The 16,016-nt window shown below is 66.5% G+C and carries 15 protein-coding genes; 14 read left to right on the top strand and 1 reads right to left on the bottom strand.

Annotation, left to right across the window (positions count from 1 at the left end; genetic code table 11):
* Positions 1–100: 100 nt before the first annotated feature.
* The 7 genes from HPS01S_RS07820 to hslU all read left to right on the top strand — a co-directional run bounded on the left by HPS01S_RS07820 (position 101) and on the right by hslU (position 8,157).
* Positions 101–538 (top strand): DsrE family protein, encoded by a 438-nt coding sequence (locus tag HPS01S_RS07820; protein WP_066153554.1) that lies wholly within the window; start codon positions 101–103, stop codon positions 536–538.
* Positions 539–562: 24 nt separating this feature from the next.
* Positions 563–1,747, top strand: coding sequence for a class I SAM-dependent rRNA methyltransferase (locus HPS01S_RS07815; RefSeq protein ID WP_066153551.1), 1,185 nt, complete (start codon positions 563–565; stop codon positions 1,745–1,747).
* 60 nt (positions 1,748–1,807) lie between these two features.
* A complete protein-coding gene (locus tag HPS01S_RS07810) occupies positions 1,808–2,881 on the top strand; it encodes a CobW family GTP-binding protein (RefSeq protein ID WP_066153548.1) in 1,074 nt (357 codons plus the stop codon).
* A gap of 324 nt (positions 2,882–3,205) precedes the next feature.
* Positions 3,206–4,210 (top strand): RNA polymerase-binding protein DksA, encoded by a 1,005-nt coding sequence (dksA, locus tag HPS01S_RS21500; protein ID WP_255284181.1) that lies wholly within the window; start codon positions 3,206–3,208, stop codon positions 4,208–4,210.
* A gap of 39 nt (positions 4,211–4,249) precedes the next feature.
* Entirely contained in the window at positions 4,250–6,133 is a 1,884-nt protein-coding gene (locus HPS01S_RS07800; protein ID WP_066153545.1) for a type IV pilus assembly protein FimV, read from the top strand.
* Between the two features lie 147 nt (positions 6,134–6,280).
* A complete protein-coding gene (hslV, locus tag HPS01S_RS07795; protein WP_066153541.1) occupies positions 6,281–6,826 on the top strand; it encodes an ATP-dependent protease subunit HslV in 546 nt (181 codons plus the stop codon).
* 2 nt (positions 6,827–6,828) lie between these two features.
* Positions 6,829–8,157, top strand: a complete 1,329-nt coding sequence (gene hslU / locus HPS01S_RS07790) for an ATP-dependent protease ATPase subunit HslU (RefSeq protein ID WP_066153538.1) — start codon at positions 6,829–6,831, stop codon at positions 8,155–8,157.
* A gap of 121 nt (positions 8,158–8,278) precedes the next feature.
* Here hslU and HPS01S_RS21960 read toward each other — a convergent pair whose 3' ends face one another.
* Complete coding sequence (locus HPS01S_RS21960; RefSeq protein WP_164868307.1) at positions 8,279–8,533, bottom strand: hypothetical protein; 255 nt, start codon at positions 8,531–8,533, stop codon at positions 8,279–8,281.
* Between HPS01S_RS21960 and mraZ the strand changes: the two genes are divergently transcribed.
* Genes mraZ through mraY form a run of 7 tightly spaced genes read left to right on the top strand, consistent with a single transcriptional unit; the run spans position 8,481 to position 16,012 of the window.
* Positions 8,481–8,906 (top strand): division/cell wall cluster transcriptional repressor MraZ, encoded by a 426-nt coding sequence (mraZ, locus tag HPS01S_RS07785; protein WP_066153535.1) that lies wholly within the window; start codon positions 8,481–8,483, stop codon positions 8,904–8,906. The two genes, HPS01S_RS21960 and mraZ, sit on opposite strands and share 53 nt — an antisense overlap.
* 8 nt (positions 8,907–8,914) lie before the next feature.
* Positions 8,915–9,838: a 16S rRNA (cytosine(1402)-N(4))-methyltransferase RsmH gene (gene rsmH / locus HPS01S_RS07780; protein WP_066153532.1), complete on the top strand. Its 924-nt coding sequence runs from the start codon at positions 8,915–8,917 to the stop codon at positions 9,836–9,838.
* Positions 9,835–10,137, top strand: coding sequence for a cell division protein FtsL (ftsL, locus tag HPS01S_RS07775; RefSeq protein WP_066153528.1), 303 nt, complete (start codon positions 9,835–9,837; stop codon positions 10,135–10,137). Before rsmH ends, ftsL begins: the two co-directional genes overlap by 4 nt.
* Positions 10,134–11,879, top strand: coding sequence for a peptidoglycan D,D-transpeptidase FtsI family protein (locus tag HPS01S_RS07770; protein ID WP_066153527.1), 1,746 nt, complete (start codon positions 10,134–10,136; stop codon positions 11,877–11,879). Before ftsL ends, HPS01S_RS07770 begins: the two co-directional genes overlap by 4 nt.
* A complete protein-coding gene (locus tag HPS01S_RS07765) occupies positions 11,879–13,408 on the top strand; it encodes a UDP-N-acetylmuramoyl-L-alanyl-D-glutamate--2,6-diaminopimelate ligase (protein ID WP_066153526.1) in 1,530 nt (509 codons plus the stop codon). The genes HPS01S_RS07770 and HPS01S_RS07765 overlap by 1 nt, the downstream gene beginning before the upstream one ends.
* Positions 13,405–14,844, top strand: a complete 1,440-nt coding sequence (locus tag HPS01S_RS07760) for a UDP-N-acetylmuramoyl-tripeptide--D-alanyl-D-alanine ligase (protein ID WP_066153524.1) — start codon at positions 13,405–13,407, stop codon at positions 14,842–14,844. The genes HPS01S_RS07765 and HPS01S_RS07760 overlap by 4 nt, the downstream gene beginning before the upstream one ends.
* Entirely contained in the window at positions 14,834–16,012 is a 1,179-nt protein-coding gene (gene mraY, locus HPS01S_RS07755) for a phospho-N-acetylmuramoyl-pentapeptide-transferase (protein WP_066153521.1), read from the top strand. The genes HPS01S_RS07760 and mraY overlap by 11 nt, the downstream gene beginning before the upstream one ends.
* The last annotated feature ends 4 nt before the right edge of the window (positions 16,013–16,016 follow it).

The following is a 16,016-nucleotide window of genomic DNA, read 5'->3' as shown; positions in this document are numbered from 1 at the left end:
TGACGAAACAGGGCGGGTCGATCAAAAATTCTTCTTGCAAATATCATTGCTTGCTTCTTTTAAATGCGCTGTCTGGCGCGACACCTTAGGAGACTTCCCCATGCCCCGACTGTTCCTGGCCTTCAAGGCCGCATTGCTCGCCCTTTTCCTTGCGGTGTCGGCGCCGTCGCACGCGGCCGACGACGTGATCAAGACGGTCTACCACATGAGCGAAGGCATTCCCCAGGCCTCGCGCGCCATCAACAACATTCGCAACCACCTGGCGGCCGACCCCAAGGCCAAGATCGTGGTGGTCGCCCATGGCCTGGGCATCGACTTCCTGCTCGATGGCGCGACCAACCAGATGGAGCAGCCGTTTGCCGGCGCCATCGGCGAACTGGCGGCCAAGGGCGTGGAGTTCCGGGTCTGCAACAACACCCTGGTCTCGCGCAAGATCGACGCTTCCAAGGTGGCGATGGAAGCCAAGATCGTGCCTTCCGGCGTGGCCGAGGTGGCCCGGCTGCAGGCCCGCGAAGGCTTCGTCTACCTGCGCCCCTGACTTTGCGCGGGGCACAATCCCCGCATGAAGATCATCAGACTCAAGCCCGGCAAGGAACGCTCGCTGCAGCGCCGGCACCCCTGGGTGTTCGACGGCGCGATTGCCAAGGGCGGCGCCGATGCCGGAGAAACCGTGCGTGTGGACAGCGCCGACGGCCAGTTCCTCGCCTGGGGTGCGTACTCGCCCAGTTCCAGGATCCGTGTGCGCGCCTGGAGCTTCGACCAGGCCCAGCGCATCGACGCCGCTTTCTTCCGTGACACGCTGCGCCGCGCCATCGCACTGCGCGAGCGCATGGGTATTGCCAGTAATGGGCTGCGCCTGGTGCACGGCGAGTCCGACGGCCTGCCGGGGTTGGTGGTGGACCGCTATGGCGACACCCTGGTGGCCCAGTTCGGTGCGGCCGGGGTGGAGCGCTGGAAAGACGTGATCGCCGACGCGCTGGTCGAACTGACCGGCTGCCCGCGCCTGTACGAACGCTCCGACGCCAGTTCGCGCGCTCTCGAAGGCCTGCCCGAGGTGACCGGCTGGCTGCGCGGCGACGGCCCCACCGCCTTCGAGCTGCAGGAACACGGCTGGCGCCTGGGCCTGGACATCGCCCTGGGCCACAAGACCGGCTACTACCTGGATCAGCGCGACAGCCGGCTGGCGTTGCACGGGTACACGAAGCGCCTGAAGTTCGCCCAGGTGCTCAACTGCTTCAGCTACACCGGCGGCTTTTCGGTCGCGGCGCTGGCCGGCGGGGCCGGGCATGTGACCAGCATCGACTCGTCGGGTCCGGCGCTGGAGCAGGCGCGCGCCAACCTGGTGCTCAACGGGCTGGACCCGACCCAGGCGACTTTCCTCGACGCCGACGTCAACGCCTCGCTGCGCCAGTTTGTGGCCGAGGGCCGGTTGTTCGACGCCATCGTGCTCGACCCGCCCAAGCTGGCGCCGACGGCGGCGCACGCCGAACGTGCCGCCCGCGCCTACAAGGACATCAACCGCCTGGCCTTCAAGCTGCTGCCACCCGGTGGTGTGCTGTTCACCTTCTCATGCTCGGGCGGCATTGGTGTCGAGCTGTTCCACAAGATCGTGGCCTCGGCGGCCTGCGATGCGGGCGTCGACGGCGCCATCCTGCAGCGCCTGGGCGGCGCCTGCGACCATCCGATGACCACCGCGTTCCCCGAGGGCGAATACCTGAAGGGATTGGTCGTCATGAAAAAACTCTGAGCAGCACGGTCACATCGCTGCACTACACTCCCGGCCTGCTTTTTGCATACGGAACCTGCCATGTCGCTCATCCCTGCCACCATCCTCACCGGCTTCCTCGGCTCGGGCAAGACCACGCTGCTCAAGCGCGTGCTGAACGAGGCGCATGGTCAGAAGATCGCGGTGGTCGAAAACGAGTTCGGTGAAGAAAACATCGACAACGAGATCCTGGTGGCCGACACGCAGGAAAACATCATCCAGATGAGCAACGGCTGCATCTGTTGCACCATCCGCGACGACCTGCGCGCCACACTGGCCGACCTGGCACAGAAAAAACGCAAGGGTGAGCTGGACTTCGAGCGCGTGGTGATCGAGACCACCGGCCTGGCCGACCCGGGGCCCGTGGCGCAGACCTTCTTCATGGACGACGAGGTGGCCGAGCAGTACCTGCTGGACTCCATCCTGACCCTGGTGGACGCCAAACACGCCGCCGACCAGCTCAACGACCGCCAGGAAGCGCGCCGCCAGGTGGGCTTTGCCGACCAGATCTTCATCAGCAAGGCCGACCTGGTGTCCCAGGACGAGGTGGACGCGCTGATCCACCGCCTCAAACACATGAACCCGCGCGCGCCCATGCGCCCGGTGCATTTCGGCGAGGTGGCGCTCAAGGAGGTGTTCGACCTGCGCGGCTTCAACCTGAACGCCAAGCTGGACATCGACCCGGACTTCCTGAGCGTGGATGACCACGATCACGACCATGGCCATGAACACCACGACCATGACCACGAACACGGCGAGCACTGCAACCACCCGTCGCACCAGCACGGTCATGCCCATGGCCACCACCATCACCACGACGACGATGTGAAAAGCTTCGTCTACCGGGCCGACAAGCCGTTCGACCCTGCCAAGCTGGAGGACTTTCTGGGCGCCATCGTGCAGGTCTACGGCCCCAAGATGCTGCGCTACAAGGGCGTGCTGAACATGCAGGGCACCGACCGCAAGGTGATCTTCCAGGGCGTGCACCAGCTCATGGGCAGTGACCTGGGGCCGCTGTGGGCCGAAGGTGAGGCCCGCACCAGCAAGATGGTGTTCATCGGCATCGACCTGCCCAAGGATATCCTGGTCCAGGGTCTCGACCAGGCGCTGGTTTGAGCGGACGCTTGTGCCAACAAAGCGGGAACGGAGCCCCTGATGCTGTTTGTCTCGCTTCTCCAGAGCCTGGGTTTTCCCTCGGATCCCGCGTCAGTGTCTTTGAGGGCCGCGTCGTTACAATCGCCGCCCAAGTCGGCAGCCCGCAGCCTACCCGAGTCATCTGTCCGCCAGCAGAGGCAGGCAGGCGCTACCGACGTTCGCAAACGGGGTATAACCACAAACCAGCCGGCTTCGGCCGAGCAAAGCGATGCGGTCGGGGGCTCCACCCCGTCCAGCGCGCCACCCCGCCACCAGGCAGCGTCAGGCACTGAGAGGAGATCCTTTGTGAAAGCCCAGGCCACCCCCACCGCGAAGAATCGCAAACCCGCCGCGTCGGCCGGCAAGGGGCGATCCGCGTCTGCTGTGGCCCCGGCTTCCAAGGCGCCTGCCAAGGCCGCTGCGAAAACCACGGCGAAGCCGGCCAGTGCCAGGGCTACGGTCGGCAAGCCTGCGGCCAAGTTGGCCTCCAAAACCGCTCTGCCTGCCGCCAAAAAGACGGCTGGCCCCAAGGCGCTGGCTGCCGCCAAGCCTGCGGCAGCTCCCAAGCCTGCAGCGAAGCCAGCCAGCAAACCGGCTCCGGTCAAGGTGCCGGCGCCACCGGCCAAGGCGGTGACCAAACAGAAGTCGACCGTCGTGCCGCCCCCCGTGGCCGCTCCGGCGCCCATCATCATCGAACCGACGCCGCGTCCTCTGGGCAAGCGGGCCGCCAAGAAAGTGATGATGGAACAGATGACACAGGCTGCGGTCATTCCGACCCATGCTCCCAACGCCGCCAAGGCGACCTTCTCTTTATCGAACGAACGTGTGATGACTGCTCCCGCGCCCACCGCCATCCAGAAAGACCCGAAACGTGCCAACAACTGGAAGTCTCTGCCGGTCGAGAAACTGACCGACCAGGACGTCCAGTCCATGCCCGATTCGGAGTACATGAACGACGTGCAACTCGCTTTCTTCCGTCGAAAGTTGACGCAGCTGAAGGACGACATGCTGGCCAACGCCGGCGAAACCACCGAGCACCTGCGCGAAGACACCGTCGTGGTTCCCGACCCCGCGGACCGTGCGACGATCGAGGAAGAGCATGCTCTGGAGTTGCGCACCCGCGACCGGGAACGCAAGCTTCTCAAGAAGATCGAGCAGGCCATTGCCCGCATCGACTCGGGCGACTACGGGTACTGTGAAGAGACGGGTGAGCCGATTGGTGTTGGCCGCCTGATGGCGCGCCCGACGGCCAGCCTGTCGCTGGAGGCACAACAGCGGCGCGAGCTCAAGCAGAAGATGTTTGGTGACTGATTGCGGCCTTTTCTGCGGAACACTCTCATACCCTGATCCATGTCCAAGGACGATTCCAGCGGCGGCTTTCTGTCCAAGGTGGTGAAGTTCGTGCGTCATCCGACCACGAGCTGGGCGGATCTGGACACCCGCAACGCCGACCGGGAGAGCGAATACAACAAGGCGGCGCTCAAAGAGATGATCGAGCGCAAGCGGCGCAACGACTTCGTGCGCAAGCGCGAGTTCGACATGCTGCGCAAGATTCGCAGCCGTGAGGGCGCCGTGGACGGGGCCCAGGGCGTCCGGCCTTCTTTCTTCCAGAGCAGTCTTCCTTCCAAGCCCGATGACCGGGCGATGACGCTCAAGAAGATCGACGAGATCGAAGCCCAGATGTCGATGCAGTGGTGGAAGACCAAGGGGCCTGACTCGCTGGTGACCGGCGGGACCAATTCCGGGGCGCACTCTACCGGAGGTACGCCCCTTGAGCGCAAGGTGGAAAAACCGGTTTCCCCCAGGGAGGCGGAAGAGCAGAGGCGCCTCAGAGCCCAGTACAACGAAACCGAAGCGGCGACACTGGGCGACGGCGAATCCACCTCCTCGCCACCCCAGCCGCTTTCGGTGCCCGCTGCGAAGACGCAGGCGCCGGCACCAACCCCGGACAACGTGCCGGTGCTTCGCGAAGCGGTTCCTCCGCCCAAGTCGGGACCAGATACTGGCCCGGCGCCGTCGACTGCGCGCACAGGCCTGATGGCGCCCACTTCGGGTACGGCGATCGCAGGCGCCGCTCGCGGCGGGTCGGGGTCGGGCTTCTCGGCCTCGCATTTCTATGCGCTGGACGTGCACGAAATTGCCCAGGACCCGGAGGTCGAGGAAGCCGCCATCCGCTTCGCCAATGGAGACGATGCAGGCGCCGAGCAGGGGCTCAAGGACACGATTGCAGAAGGCGGGCCGCGCGAGAACCAGCTGGACGACTGGCTGGCCCTGTTTGATCTGTACCGGGCGACCGGGCAGATGGCGCCGTTCGAGAGCCGCGCCGTGGATTTTGTGAACCGCTTCGGCCGCTCGCCACCCCAGTGGTACGACATGCCCGAGCTGGTGTCGTCCATGACCGGCAAGGCCTTCAAGCCGTCCGTCACGCCGACCCGGGCGTCCTGGGCCTGCGATCCCGAGCTGGATGCCCATGCTGTGGGCACGCTGCAGAACGTGCTGCTCCGGGCGCCTCAGCCCTGGGTGCTGGAATGGACCGAGCTGGAGTCCATCGACGTGAAGGCGGCGCGCGCATTGCTGGGCATCTTCACGCTCTGGGGCGATCAGGAGGTCGAGATCTCCTTCATTGACGCACCTCGCCTGCGCGAGGTCCTCAAGCAACTCACGCCTTCGGGGCGCCGGGACGTCGAACAGCTCTGGTGGGAGTTGCGCATGGCCGTCTTGCGGGTGATGAACCGGCCCGACGAGTTTGAACTGACGGCGCTGGACTTCTGTGTCACCTACGAGGTGTCGCCGCCGGGATGGGAGCGCCCGCGCTGTCACTTCAAGGCCATGACCAACGGCGCCGTGGACCCCGATGAGGGCGCCTCTGTGCTGGGCGAGGTGGTGCGGGAGACCGTTTCTTCCGGCTACACGACGGAGTCGGGGGCCGAAGGCCCGTCGACAGAGTTCAATCATCTGGGCCTGGTGGAACTGTCTGGCGAGATCCGTGGTGATCCGCAGGCCACCCTGGAGGATCTGGAGCATCGGCTGCAGGGGGCCGATGTCATGATCATTTCGTGCCGCAACCTGATCCGTGTGGACTTCTCCGCGGCTGGCACGCTGCTGAACTGGGTGGCCGGGCACCATGCCTCCGGGCGACTTGTGCAGTTCGTGGATGTGCACCGACTGGTGTCGGCATTCTTCAATGTCATCGGCATCACCGAATACGCCAAGGTCGTCGTGAGGAACGATTAGGCCCGCCCCTGCCGCGCTGCGCGCGATCCCCTCAAGGGGATGGCACGGGCGGCCCCGGCGTAGCCGGTTCCGCGGTGCCTTGGAACGACTCCCTTCAATGCGCCGACGGGCTTGAGTTCGGCCCAGTTGCCTCCACTTTCTTTTGCTATGGACACTTTTCACGGAACCACCATCGTCTGCGTGCGCCGCGAGACGCCCGACGGTGTTCAGGTCGCCATCGGAGGCGACGGCCAGGTCACCCTGGGCAATGTCGTCGTCAAGGGCACCGCGCGCAAGGTGCGCAAGCTTTACCGCGACCAGGTGCTGGCGGGTTTTGCCGGTGCCACCGCCGATGCCTTCACCCTGTTCGAGCGTTTCGAGGCCAAGCTGGAAAAGCACCAGGGCCACCTGGTGCGCGCGGCCATTGACCTCACGCGCGACTGGCGCACCGACCGTGTGCTGCGCCGGCTCGAAGCCATGCTGGCAGTCGGTGACCGCAGTGCCGCGCTGATCATCACCGGCAACGGGGACGTGCTGGAGCCCGAACACGGGGTGGTTGCCATCGGCTCGGGCGGCGCCTACGCGCAGGCCGCGGCGCGGGCGCTGGTGCAGCATACGGCGCTCAGCGCCGAGGACGTGGTGCGGCAGTCGCTGGCCATCGCCGGCGAGATCTGCATCTACACCAACATGAACCACACGGTCGAGGTGCTTTGAACATGTCCTCCATGACGCCGCAGGAGATCGTTTCCGAACTCGACCGTTTCATCATCGGCCAGAACGGTGCCAAGCGCGCCGTCGCCATCGCGTTGCGCAACCGCTGGCGCCGCCAGCAGGTCGACGAGAAGCTGCGCCCCGAAATCACTCCCAAGAACATCCTGATGATCGGACCCACCGGCGTGGGCAAGACCGAGATCGCGCGTCGCCTGGCGAAGCTGGCCGATGCGCCCTTCATCAAGGTCGAGGCCACCAAGTTCACCGAGGTGGGCTATGTGGGCAAGGATGTCGACAGCATCGTGCGCGACCTGGTCGAGATCGCGGTGAAGCAGACGCGCGAAACCGATATGCGCAAGCAGCGCATGCGCGCCGAGGACGCGGCCGAAGACCGCATTCTTGACGTGCTGCTGCCGCCGCCGCGTGGCCTGTCCGGTGAACCGCAGCCCAACCCCGACAGCACGGCCCGCCAGACCTTCCGCAAGAAGCTGCGCGAGGGGCAGCTGGACGACCGCGAGATCGAAATTGACCTCGCCGAGTCGGCGCCCGCCATGCAGGTCATGGGGCCGGCCGGCATGGAAGAAATGGCCGAGCAGTTGCGCGGCATGTTCAGCCAGATGGGACAGGAGCGGCGGCGCAAACGCAAGCTCAAGATCGCCGAGGCGATGAAGCTGCTGATCGACGAGGAGGCCGGCAAGCTGGTCAATGAGGAAGACGTGCGGACGCGTGCGCTGCACAACACCGAGCAGAACGGCATCGTCTTCATCGACGAGATCGACAAGGTGGCCTCGCGCAGCGAGTCGGGCGGTGCCGAGGTGTCCCGCCAGGGCGTGCAGCGCGATCTGCTGCCGCTGGTCGAAGGCACCACCGTCTCGACCAAGTACGGCATGGTCAAGACCGACCACATCCTGTTCATTGCCAGCGGGGCCTTTCACCTGGCCAAGCCCAGCGACCTGATTCCCGAGCTGCAGGGGCGCTTCCCGATCCGGGTCGAGCTGCAGTCGCTGTCGGTGGACGACTTCGAGGCCATCCTCACCAGCACCCATGCCAGCCTGGTCAAGCAGTACCAGGCCCTGCTGGCCACCGAGGGCGTGGCGCTGGAGTTCAAGCCCGATGGCATCCGCCAGCTCGCGCAGATTGCCTGCGACGTGAACGAGCGCACCGAGAACATCGGCGCGCGCCGCCTGGCGACGGTGATGGAGCACCTGCTGGACGAGGTCAGCTTCGGCGCCACCTCCCTGCAGAACAGCACGGTGGTGATCGACGCCGCGTATGTGAACGGCAGGCTGGCCGAACTCAGCCGCAACGAGGATCTGTCCCGCTACATCCTCTGATGGCCGTTCCTGGCATGCAGTCCCGGCCGCCCTCAGGGTCGCCGGGATTTTTCATTGACCCCTGGCGGGCGATGCCCGCATCCCTGGCCGTCTGTCGCCCACCCTGTGTGTAACAGGGTTTTCAAGCATCACATTCACAGCGCGCTGTAAGTGCTTGCTTTTGCTGCGTATTTTGAAGTTGAAATTGCTTCAAAATGTGTTCTAAGTGATTGATTTCATTGGAAAAAAACTGCCCGCAGAAGCTTGCAGCCACTGCTTTTCCTGCTACAGTGGAAAAAAGTGCAATTAAGTGGTGAAAAGTGTTTTTAGCAGGGTGATTCCGGGTGTTCCAAGGCGCTTCCTCTCTCAGTCTCGATGCCAAAGGCCGGCTGTCCATGCCGACCCGGCACCGCGACGCCCTGAGCGCCCAGTCCGGTCAGCTGACCATCACCAAGCACCCTCATGGCTGTCTGATGGTATTCCCCCGCGACGAGTGGGAGAAGTTCCGGGCCCGCATTGCCTCGCTGCCGATGGATGCGCAGTGGTGGCGCCGCATTTTTCTGGGTAATGCGATGGATGTGGATATGGACGCCTCGGGCCGGATCCTTGTATCGCCCGAGCTGCGCGCCGCAGCCGGCATCAGCCGCGACGCCGTGTTGCTGGGCATGGGTTCCTACCTGGAACTTTGGGATGCGCAGTCCTACGCCGCCAAGGAGGCCGAGGAAATGCAGAAACCCATGCCCGATGTGCTCAAGGACTTCAGTTTCTGAGGACGGCGGTGAACGACCCATGGGTACACCAAACCGTACTGCTGAACGAGGCTGTGGAAGCACTCTCCGTTCGGCCCGACGGACAGTACGTGGACGCCACCTTCGGCCGTGGCGGACATTCGCGCGCCATCCTGGGGCGGCTGGCCGCGTCGGGGCGGCTGACGGCGTTCGACAAGGACCCGCAGGCGATCGCTGTGGGCGAGGCACTGGCGGCTGCCGATCCGCGGTTTGTCATCCGTCACCAGGGCTTCCGGCAACTGGGCGAGCTTGGGCCGCAGAGTGCGGACGGGGTGTTGATGGACCTGGGTGTGAGTTCTCCCCAGATCGACGACCCCGAAAGGGGTTTTTCTTTTCGTCACGACGGTCCTCTGGACATGCGCATGGACACCACGCGCGGACAGAGCGTCGCCCAATGGCTGGAAACGGCCGATGTGTCCACCCTGTCGGAGGTCATCCGTGAATACGGCGAAGAACGGTTTGCTCAACAGGTTGCAAAGGCGATTGATCGTCGCCGACAGGAACGGGGCCCTCTTCGAACCACCCGCGAGCTGGCCGAAGTCGTGGCTGGCGCGGTCAAAACCCGCGAGCCGGGCAAGGACCCTGCAACGCGCACATTTCAGGCTTTTCGGATTTTCATCAACGCCGAGCTTGAAGAGCTGCAACAAGCGCTAGAGGACAGCCTTCATGTCTTGCGTCCCGGAGGTCGGCTGGTCGTGATCAGCTTCCATTCGCTGGAAGACCGCATGGTCAAACAGTTCATGGCGCGCCACTCGCGCGCCGTTGTGGACCGGCGCGTGCCCTTCGCCGAGCCGGCGCCCACGCGCCTGGCCGAGGTGCACCGGGTGATGCCTTCGCAGGCCGAGGTCGAGGGCAATCCGCGCGCTCGCAGCGCCGTGATGCGTGTGGCCACGCGCACGGAGGTGGCGGCATGATCCGGCTCAACCTCATGCTGCTCGCGGCCGTGATGGCCAGTGCCTTCTACCTGGTGCACACCCAGTACGAATCGCGCCGCCTCTACACGGCCATCGACAAGGCCAATGCCCAGGCGCACCGTCTGGCGGCCGATCACGAGCAGTTGCAGGTGCAGAAGCGCGAACAGGCGACGCCGGCCCGGGTGCAGCAGCTGGCCGTGCGCCAACTCAAGATGCGCCCGGTCACGCCGGGCATCACCGAATACGTCACGGTTAACGAGCCGGCGCCTGCGGCCGGTGCAGTGGAGGGCGCGCGATGAGCAAGTCCGGCCACCGCGCCATCAACTACAGCGCCAGCCCGCTGCTGGCCAGCAAGACGCCGGTCTGGCGCAGCAAGTTCGTCGTGGCCTTGCTGGCGCTGGCGTTCGCCGGTCTGGGCGCCCGCGCGGCCTACGTGCAGGTGTTCGGCAACGAGTTCTTCCAGCGCCAGGGCGAGGTGCGTTTTGCCCGCACGCTGGAGCTGCCGGCCAACCGCGGCCGGGTGCTGGACCGCAATGGCCTGATCCTGGCCTCCAGTGTGGTGGCGCAGAGCATCTGGGCCATTCCCGAGGACGTGGACAAGTCCGAGCCCAAGCTCAAGGACCTGGCCAAGCTGCTGGAAATGCCGCTGAGTGCCCTGAGGAAGAAGCTGGCCAACGAGGACAAGACCTTTGTCTGGATCAAGCGCCAGGTCGACGAGCCGATCGCCAAGGAGATTGCGGCCCTCGGCATCAAGGGCATCTACCAGCGCCGTGAGTACAAGCGCCAGTACCCTGAAGGGGAGGCGGCAGCGCATGTGGTGGGTTTCACCAACGTGGAAGACCGTGGCCAGGAGGGTGTCGAGCTGGCCTTCAACTCCCAGCTGGCCGGCAAGGCCGGTTCGCGCCGGGTGATCAAGGACCGCCTGGGGCGTGTGATCGAGGACGTGCGCGACGTGATCCCGCCGGTCGACGGGCCGGACCTGCAGCTGTCCATCGACAGCAAGGTCCAGTTCTTCGCCTATGAGAAGCTGCGTGAGGCGGTCAAGGAGAACAAGGCCAAGGCCGGCAGCGTGATCGTGCTGGATGCCCAGACCGGCGAGGTGCTGGCGCTGGCCAATTTCCCCAGCTACAACCCCAACAAGCGCGTCAACCTCAGCGGCGAGCAACTGCGCAACCGCGTGCTGACGGACAGCTTCGAGCCCGGCTCCACGATGAAGCCCTTCATCGCGGCGCTGGCGCTGGAGAAGGGTTTGGTCCGGCCCACCACGCAGATTCAGACTGCGCCCGGACGCGTCACCATCGGCGGCTCGACCATCAGCGACGCCCACCCGCACGAGGTGCTGACGGTCAACGAGATCATCCAGAAGTCGAGCAACGTCGGCACCGTCAAGATGGCGATGCAGATGCATCCGCGCGAGATGTGGGAGACCTACGCCCAGGCCGGTTTCGGCCAGAAGCCGCAGGTGCCGTTCCCCGGCGCCGTGTCGGGCCGTCTGCGGCCGTACAAGACCTGGCGCCCCATCGAACAGGCCACCATGAGTTACGGCTACGGCCTGTCGGCGTCGCTGTTCCAGCTGGCGCAGGCCTACACGATCTTCGCCCGCAACGGCGAGCTGATCCCGGTGAGCATGCTCAAGACCGAGGGCCCCGCCACCGGCGTGCGGGTGTTCAGCGAGAAGAACGCGGTGGCGGTGCGCAAAATGCTGGAGCTGGCCACCGGCCCCGGCGGCACGGCGCCCAAGGCACAGACCATGGGCTATTCGGTGGGCGGCAAGACCGGCACGGCCCACAAGCAGGAGGGCAAGGGCTACGCCGCCAACAAGTACCGCAGCTGGTTCGTGGGCATCGCGCCCATTGAGCAGCCACGCATCGTGGTGGCGGTGATGATCGACGAGCCTTCCAATGGGGTCTACTTCGGCGGACTGGTCGCGGCGCCGGTGTTCAGCGAGACGGTGCAGCAGACCCTGCGCATCCTGGGCGTGCAGCCGGACATGAACGTCAAGCCGCAGATCGTGACCGAAGTGGTTGAGGAGTCGTTCTGATGTCTCAGCACAGCGATCCCCGCCACATTGCCAACTGGTTGCGCGAACGCGTGACCGGCGAGCTGCAGTGCGACAGCCGCCGGGTGCGCCCGGGCGATGCCTTTGTGGCCTGGCCGGGTTTTGCGACCGATGGCCGCCGGTTTGTGCCCGCTGCCCTGCAGGCCGGGGCCACGGCGGTGCTGGTCGAGGCCGAAGGCGTGGAGGCCTTGGGCTTCAGCGACGAACGGGTGCGGGCGGTGCCCGGGCTCAAGGCGCTGGCGGGTCCGATCGCGAGCGCTTACCACGGCGATCCCAGTGCGTCGCTGGACCTCGTGGCCTTCACAGGCACCAACGGCAAGACCTCGTCGGCCTGGTGGATGGCGCAGCTGCTCAACGCCGTGGGGCGCGGGTGCGCGGTGGTCGGCACCCTGGGCATCGGCCGCCCGCCGGCGACCGGAGAGCGCAGCCACACCCTGGTCCCAACCGGCCTGACCACGCCCGATCCGGTGCTGCTGCAGGCGCGGTTGCGTGGCATGGTCGACGAAGGGCTGTCGGCCTGTGCCATCGAGGCCTCGTCCATCGGCCTGGTCGAGGGCCGTCTCAACGCCTGCCAGATCCGCGTCGCGGTGTTTACCAATTTCACGCAGGACCACCTGGACTTCCATCGCAGCATGGCCGACTACTGGGAGGCCAAGTCCCGGCTGTTCCACTGGCCCGGCCTGGCGCACGCCGTGGTGAATGTCGACGATGACCAGGGCATGGTGCTGGACCAGGCCCTGGCCGGTTGCCCGTCGCTGAGCCGCTGGAGCGTCGGCATCGAGCGCGCGGCGCGGTTGATGGCGCGCGACATCCGTTACACCGACCACGGCATGCGCTTCGTGGTGGTCGAACGCGACGCCCACGGGGCCGAGGTGGACCGGGGTGATCTCGCGCTGGACCTGATCGGGCACTACAACGTGTCGAACCTGCTGGGTGTGGTCGGGGCCGCGCGCGCCCTGGGGGTGTCGCTGGCCGAGGCCCTGCGCGCCTGCGCCGCGCTCAGCCCGGTGCCCGGGCGCATGGAGCAGGTGCCGGCCGTGGCCGGCCAGCCGCTGGTGCTGGTGGACTACGCCCACACGCCGGACGCGCTGGAGAAGGCTCTGAGAGCCTTGCAACCCATGGCCCGCCAGCGCGGGGGCGCCCTGTGGGCCATCGCCGGGTGTGGCGGTGATCGCGACCCGGGCAAGCGCCCGCTCATGGCCGCGGTGGCGGAGCGCGAGGCCCAACGGGTGGTGCTGACCAGCGACAACCCGCGCACCGAAGACCCGGCCGAGATCCTGCGGCAGATGGCAGCGGGGCTGGCGCATCCGGCATCGGCGCAGATCGAGGCCGACCGCGGCCAGGCGATCGCGCAGGCGGTGATGGCGGCCGGTGCGCGCGACGTGCTGCTGATCGCGGGCAAGGGGCACGAGGATTACCAGGAGGTCATGGGCGTCAAGCGCCCGTTCTCCGATCTGGAGCAGGCGCAGTTGGCCTTGGCGAAGCGCATGGCGGCAGGAGGTGCGGCATGAAGGCCCTGCAGCAACTGCTGCCCCGCCTGACCGGCGCGCGCACGGTGGGCGAGTTGCCGCCGTCGATCCGCCGCGTGCACACCGACACCCGCAGCCTGCAGCCCGGCGACCTGTTCGTGGCGCTCAAGGGCGAGCGCTTCGACGCCCACGACTTTCTGCCGCAGGCCCAGGCCGCTGGCGCCGTGGCGGCCATCGCCCACGGGGGCCTGGCGGCGGCCGGCCTGCCGGGCGCCGAGGTGCCGGACACGCGCCTGGCCCTGGGCGAGCTGTCGCGGCTGTGGCGCGAACAGTTTTCGCTGCCGCTGATCGCCGTGACCGGCAGCAACGGCAAGACCACGGTGACGCAGATGATCGCGTCCATCCTGCGGGCGGCGGCGGGCGATGCGGCCCACGCCACGCAGGGCAACCTGAACAACGACATCGGGGTGCCGCTGACCCTGCTCCGGCTGCGGCCCGAGCACCGGCTGGCGGTGATCGAGCTGGGCATGAACCACCCCGGCGAGATTCCCTACCTGGCCGCCCTGGCCCAGCCGACGGTGGCCCTGGTCAACAACGCGCAGCGCGAGCACCAGGAGTTCATGGGCACGGTGGAGGCGGTGGCGCGCGAAAACGGCGCGGTCATCGCTGCCCTGCAGGCCACGGGTGTGGCCGTGTTTCCTTCCGACGATGAGCATTCGGGCCTCTGGCGCGCACTGGCCGACGGGCGCCGCGTGCTCACCTTCAGCGACACCGACCCGCAGGCCGATGTGCGGGCCCTGCGCGCCGAGTGGCGCGACGGCGCCTGGGTGTTGGACTTCACGACGCCCTCCGGCGCGGGGGCCTGCCGCCTGCACATCGCCGGTCGCCACAACGTGCGCAACGCGCTGGCCGCGGCCGCCTGCGCCCTGGCCGCGGGCGTGGCGCTGCGCGACATCGAACGCGGCCTGGAAACCTTCGAACCGGTGGGCGGGCGCTCGCGCGCGCTGGCCCTCCCGCTGGGCGGCCGCACGCTGACCCTGGTGGACGACACCTACAACGCCAACCCCGACTCCGTCGTCGCCGCCATCCGCGTGCTCGCCGAGCTGCCGGCGCCGCGCCTGCTGGTGCTGGGCGACATGGGCGAGGTGGGCGAGCAGGGGCTGGCCTTCCACCTGGAGGTGCTGCGCCACGCCATGGCCTCGGGCATCGAGGCCGTGCACTGCACCGGCGACTGGATGGCGCAGGCCGTGCAGGCCATGCAGGTCGCCGGCGAAGCCGCGCCACGCCACTGGACCGACGTGTCGGCCCTGGTCGCGCACGTCTGCCACGCGGTGTCGGCGCCCCAGCCCGCGCCGGTGCTGAGCGTGCTGGTCAAGGGGTCGAGGTTCATGCGCATGGAGCGGGTCGTGCAGGGGCTGCAGGCCCTGACCACACCGGACGGACAGAACAACCACAAGGACACCTCCCATGCTGCTTAGCCTGGCCCTCTGGCTGCAAAGCCTGGGACCCGAATTCGGGTTCCTGCGGGTCTTTCAGTACCTCACGTTCCGCGCGGTGATGGCCGCACTGACGGCGCTCATCGTCGGCCTGGTGGCCGGCCCGTACTTCATCCGCCGGCTGACCGCGCTCAAGATCGGCCAGCCGATCCGCGGTTACGCCATGCAGACCCACCTGAGCAAGAGCGGCACGCCGACCATGGGGGGCGTGCTGATCCTGTTTTCCATCGCACTGTCCACCATCCTCTGGTTCGACCTGACCAACCGTTTCGTCTGGATCGTGCTGGTGGTGACCCTGGGCTTTGGCGCCATCGGCTGGGCCGACGACTGGCGCAAGGTGGTGCACAAGAACCCCGAGGGCATGCGCTCGCGCGAGAAGTACTTCTGGCAGTCGCTGATCGGTCTGCTGGCCGCGTTCTACCTGGTGTTTAGCGTCTCGGGCACCACCAACCTGCGGGTGATCGAGCTGTTCTTCCAGTGGGTGCTCTCGGGCTTCACGGTCGAGCTGCCGCCGCAGGCCGGGCTCATGGTGCCGTTCTTCAAGGAAATCAGCTACCCGCTGGGCGTGTTCGGCTTCGTGGTGATGACCTACCTGGTCATCGTCGGCGCCAGCAACGCGGTCAACCTCACCGACGGTCTGGACGGCCTGGCCATCATGCCGGTGGTGATGGTGGGCTCGGCGCTGGGCGTGTTCGCCTACGTCACCGGCAGCTCGGTGTTCTCCAAGTACCTGCTGCTGCCCTACATCCCCGGCGCGGGTGAGTTGCTGATCTTCTGCGCGGCCATGGCCGGCGCCGGCCTGGCCTTCCTGTGGTTCAACACTCACCCGGCGCAGGTCTTCATGGGCGACGTCGGCGCGCTGGCCCTGGGCGGCGCGCTGGGCACCATCGCCGTGATCGTGCGGCAGGAAATCGTGCTGGCCATCATGGGCGGCATCTTCGTGGTCGAGGCCCTGTCGGTGATGCTGCAGGTGAGCTGGTTCAAGTACACGAAGAAGAAATACGGCGAAGGCCGGCGCCTGTTCCAGATGGCGCCGCTGCACCACCACTTCGAGAAAAAGGGCTGGAAGGAGACCCAGGTGGTGGTCCGTTTCTGGATCATCACCATGCTGCTGTGCCTGGTCGGCCTGTCCACCCTGAAGCTGCGTTGACACC

Source organism: Hydrogenophaga pseudoflava NBRC 102511, assembly GCF_001592285.1.
GTDB classification, from domain to species: domain Bacteria; phylum Pseudomonadota; class Gammaproteobacteria; order Burkholderiales; family Burkholderiaceae_C; genus Hydrogenophaga; species Hydrogenophaga pseudoflava.
This window is presented reverse-complemented; position numbering and strand designations above follow the sequence as displayed.

What these genes read in the sequence shown, in the direction of transcription:
- hslU (WP_066153538.1), top strand. Translation starts at nt 6,829, where the DNA reads ATGTCCTCCATGACGCCGCAGGAGATCGTTTCCGAACTCGACCGTTTC.
- HPS01S_RS07820 (WP_066153554.1), top strand. Translation starts at nt 101, where the DNA reads ATGCCCCGACTGTTCCTGGCCTTCAAGGCCGCATTGCTCGCCCTTTTC.
- HPS01S_RS07800 (WP_066153545.1), top strand. Translation starts at nt 4,250, where the DNA reads ATGTCCAAGGACGATTCCAGCGGCGGCTTTCTGTCCAAGGTGGTGAAG.
- HPS01S_RS07770 (WP_066153527.1), top strand. Translation starts at nt 10,134, where the DNA reads ATGAGCAAGTCCGGCCACCGCGCCATCAACTACAGCGCCAGCCCGCTG.
- hslV (WP_066153541.1), top strand. Translation starts at nt 6,281, where the DNA reads ATGGACACTTTTCACGGAACCACCATCGTCTGCGTGCGCCGCGAGACG.
- ftsL (WP_066153528.1), top strand. Translation starts at nt 9,835, where the DNA reads ATGATCCGGCTCAACCTCATGCTGCTCGCGGCCGTGATGGCCAGTGCC.
- HPS01S_RS07765 (WP_066153526.1), top strand. Translation starts at nt 11,879, where the DNA reads ATGTCTCAGCACAGCGATCCCCGCCACATTGCCAACTGGTTGCGCGAA.
- HPS01S_RS07815 (WP_066153551.1), top strand. Translation starts at nt 563, where the DNA reads ATGAAGATCATCAGACTCAAGCCCGGCAAGGAACGCTCGCTGCAGCGC.
- mraY (WP_066153521.1), top strand. Translation starts at nt 14,834, where the DNA reads ATGCTGCTTAGCCTGGCCCTCTGGCTGCAAAGCCTGGGACCCGAATTC.
- HPS01S_RS07810 (WP_066153548.1), top strand. Translation starts at nt 1,808, where the DNA reads ATGTCGCTCATCCCTGCCACCATCCTCACCGGCTTCCTCGGCTCGGGC.
- HPS01S_RS07760 (WP_066153524.1), top strand. Translation starts at nt 13,405, where the DNA reads ATGAAGGCCCTGCAGCAACTGCTGCCCCGCCTGACCGGCGCGCGCACG.
- HPS01S_RS21960 (WP_164868307.1), bottom strand. Translation starts at nt 8,533, where the DNA reads ATGGACAGCCGGCCTTTGGCATCGAGACTGAGAGAGGAAGCGCCTTGG.